Annotated in this window: 3 protein-coding genes and 1 pseudogene; 3 read left to right on the forward strand and 1 reads right to left on the reverse strand. The window is 45.6% G+C overall.

Going from position 1 to position 3,695, the window contains the following annotated elements; genetic code table 11:
* The 3 genes and pseudogenes from DBO31_RS00370 to DBO31_RS00380 all read left to right on the forward strand — a co-directional run.
* A pseudogene (locus DBO31_RS00370) lies at nt 1-184 on the forward strand (threonine ammonia-lyase); the annotation flags it as partial.
* Between the two features lie 52 nt (nt 185-236).
* Complete coding sequence (locus tag DBO31_RS00375; RefSeq protein WP_150824162.1) at nt 237-1,673, forward strand: amino acid permease; 1,437 nt, start codon at nt 237-239, stop codon at nt 1,671-1,673.
* Between the two features lie 164 nt (nt 1,674-1,837).
* Nucleotides 1,838-2,224, forward strand: a complete 387-nt coding sequence (locus DBO31_RS00380) for a RidA family protein (RefSeq protein ID WP_059077362.1) — start codon at nt 1,838-1,840, stop codon at nt 2,222-2,224.
* A gap of 110 nt (nt 2,225-2,334) precedes the next feature.
* On the opposite strand, the gene DBO31_RS00385 is transcribed toward DBO31_RS00380, so the two are convergent.
* Nucleotides 2,335-3,576 carry an aminopeptidase gene (locus tag DBO31_RS00385; protein WP_150824163.1) on the reverse strand — a complete coding sequence of 414 codons (1,242 nt, stop codon included), beginning with the start codon at nt 3,574-3,576 and terminating at the stop codon, nt 2,335-2,337.
* Between the last annotated feature and the right edge of the window lie 119 nt (nt 3,577-3,695).

The raw sequence follows: 3,695 nt of genomic DNA on the forward strand, positions 1-3,695 counted from the left end.
ACTTCTGACCATCATTGCCAACGCCAATGCCAATGTACTCTCTATCGTCCACGAACGGAGCCAGCATGGCGTGGATATGGGACAGACTGCCGTATCACTGGAATTGGAAACGGCAAATGAAAAACACGTGGAACAATTGATGTCCACATTAAAAGATCATCATTATTATGTTACGATGAAATAAGACACGCATCATTTCATAAGACCATAATGATTCCAAAGCTATGGAGGTAAAAATGGAACAGCAGAAAATGGAACGCGGTCTGAAGCCGCGCCATGTAGAGATGATAGCTCTGGGGGGAACCATTGGTGTTGGCCTGTTTATGGGGTCAGCCAACACGATTCAGATGGCCGGTCCGTCGGTACTGTTATGTTATGCCGTGACGGGTGTCGTCATGTTTTTCATTATGCGTATTATGGGGGAAATGTTGTATCAGGAGCCAGTGACTGGTTCTTTTGCAACGTATGGTCACAAATATATCAGTCCTTTTGTGGGATATCTGACAGCTTGTTCTTACTGGTTTCTCTGGGTCGTCGTCGGGTTATCAGAGATTACAGCCGTGGGGATTTATGTACATTACTGGTTCCCGGACCTGCCGCAATGGATATCGGCTCTGGCTGGAATGGCTATAGTCGCATCGGCCAATATGGCGGCCGTTAAATATTACGGCGAATTTGAATTCTGGTTTGCCCTGATAAAAGTCGTTACGATTATCGTTATGCTCATCGTCGGGGCAGCGGTTATCCTCTTTGGATTTGGTAATGACGGCGTGCCTGTTGGCATCAGCAACCTTTGGTCTCATGGTGGCTTTATGCCTAATGGATGGGGAGGAATGCTGGCGGCTATGTGCGTCGTAGCGGCGTCATTCCAAGGAGTTGAACTTATTGGGATTACAGCCGGAGAAGCCCAGGATCCACAAAGGACGCTAAAAAAGGCTGTTAATAACATCGTATGGCGTATCCTTATATTCTACATTGGTTCTATCTTTGTTATTCTTTGTATCTATCCTTGGACAGAAGTCAGCTACATTGGCAGTCCATTCGTTATGACTTTTGCCAAAGTAGGTATTACAGCTGCTGCAGGAATTATCAATTTCGTCGTTCTTACCGCCGCTTTATCAGGCTGTAATTCTGGGATGTACAGTTCAGGGCGCATGCTTTATACACTGGCACAGAATTGCCAGGCACCGCGTATATTTGCCAGATTGTCACCTTCAGGTGTGCCCCGCAATGGAATTGGAGTTACCGTCATCGTACTGGCCATCGGTGTTGTCCTGAATTACTTGATTCCCGATTCCAAACTGTTTTTGTATCTGTATAGCGCATCGGTATTCCCAGGTATGGTTGCCTGGTTTGTCCTGGCCTGGGCCCAGAAAAATTTCCGCAAGGCTTGGGGACCGGAAGTCATGGCTAAGCATCCGTTCAAATCGCCACTCTATCCGTACTCGAATTACTTCTGCATAGCTTTCCTGATTCTGGTAACGATTGGCATGCTGTACAATCCGGATACCCGTATGTCTATCCTTTCCTCATGGGTCTTCATTGCGGCTATTACGGCGGCATGGTTCCTGTGTGGCCTGAACAAGAAGAAATATGATAAAGAAGGCCATCTTCTGACTGTGGCAGATGGTGGAAAGACGGCATCGGAAAACAAAGGCACTGAGAATGACTGATTTTTACGTAATATTATTGATTTAGTATATGCTATTATATAGAAGTCTTGTATAGTTCACCAAGAGTATTGTGTAAATATATATCATATACAGTGGAAATATGAAATTAGATGTTGTATAATAATAAACAGGATAGATAAATTTTTTTAAGGAGATGTTTTATCATGGCAGTAAACGTTATTAGTACTGAAAAAGCTCCCGGTGCAGTAGGACCATATTCCCAGGCGATTAAAGCAGGCGATTTCCTCTTTGCTTCTGGTCAGATTGCTATCAATCCGGAAAAAGGCAAACTCGTAGGCGGCGGCGTAGTAGGCCAGGCAGAACAGTGCATGAAAAATGTCGGCGCTATTCTGGAAGCAGCCGGTGCATCCTATGATGATGTCATCAAAACAACGGTATACATCACCAATATGAACTTCTTCGGAGCTGTCAATGAAGTATATGCTAAATACTTCAATAAGACTCTTCCGGCCCGTTCCTGCGTGGAAATTGGCAAACTGCCGAAAGATGCCCTCGTCGAAGTCGAAGTCATTGCTTATGTAGGTAAATAATCGGATTATGTGTTAAAAGATTTTCCGGTATCATGTAAAAAGCTCCCTGTCAGGCAATCAAGAGATATGCTTAAACTCTTGGTTGCCTGCAAGGAGCTTTTTTTGCTGATTTATGCCCAGTCTCCATTTATAAATACGGGAACTGTTGTTCCATCAGATTGAGTACCCGTGATTGATAAGTCGTCGCTTCCGACCATGAAATCGACGTGAATCATGGAATCATTCAGGCCATTAGCGAGAAGTTCCTGATCATCCATCTCGCTGCCGCCAGACAGGCAGGTTGGATAGGCCTTGCCAAATGCCAGATGGCAAGAGGCGTTTTCGTCGAAGAGTGTTTCATAAAAGAGAATATGGGACAGGGAAATAGGGGAATGATAGGGAATCAGGGCTACTTCTCCCAGACGGGCGGCGCCTTCATCCATAGACAATATCTGTTTTAGCACATCATCCCCTGTTTCTGCCTTCGATTCTATGGCTCGTCCATCTTTGAATATGATGTGGAAGTTATCGATAAGATTTCCGTTGTATACAAGCGGTCTCGTGCTATATACAATGCCATCGACACGGGCGGCATCAGGAGCCGTATAAATTTCTTCTGTAGGGATATTCGCGTTGAACAGTATATGTGATGTCGTTTCTTCTGCACCTCCCTGCCAGATATGCTTGTCTGACAGACCGATGGTCAGGTCGGTTCCCTGCCCGGACGTATAGTGCAAACTTGTGAAATGCTGACTGGTCATCCAATCGCGGCGTTTCTTCAGTTCCAGAAGATGAGCATCCCAGTCCGCCAGCGGATGTTCGCCATCAGCACGGGAAGACTGGAGAATCTGCTTCCAAAGCATTTCGTAGGCAGCTTCTTCCGATTGTTCCGGATACAGGATACGTGCCCATACGAGGCTGGGAACGGCGGCGACGAGCCAGGTCGTCCTGGATGCCATCATGCCGTCGATGTATTCTTTTAACGCCTTATTCGAGGCTTTTTGCCAGGCGACTAATTTTTGCATGTCTATGCCTTTCATGAGGTAGGGATTAGCAGAAATAAGGCTAAGAAATGCTGCATTCTGGCGATAATAGCAAAGGCTGAAATCGCGGCGCCAGTCAGGCATAGTTGTAAATTCTGACAGATTTTCATATTCATAACGCAGCCGGGCGGAGTCATCGGACCGCCAATTCATCACGACCTGACGGGCACCCGCTTCATATGCTTCACGGGTGAGGATGGTGACAAAATCATGGGATTCTACGGGGGCTGAGATTACGAGAATTTGCCCCTGCTGCAGATTTAATCCCTTTTTGAGCAATACCCGGGCATACCCGGGTAGCAGAGAGGAAATAGAAGAATCGAGATGCATATGTATCACTCCTAGTATAAATAATTAACACATGATGCTAGCATATAAATAGGACAAGTCAAACTGAGGTTTTCCATAAAGTGATACAATAAAAGTATATATAGGGGGCCTTAGTATGA

It is taken from the genome of Megasphaera sp. DJF_B143, from assembly GCF_900320625.1.
Taxonomy (GTDB): Bacteria; Bacillota; Negativicutes; order Veillonellales; family Megasphaeraceae; genus Megasphaera; species Megasphaera hexanoica.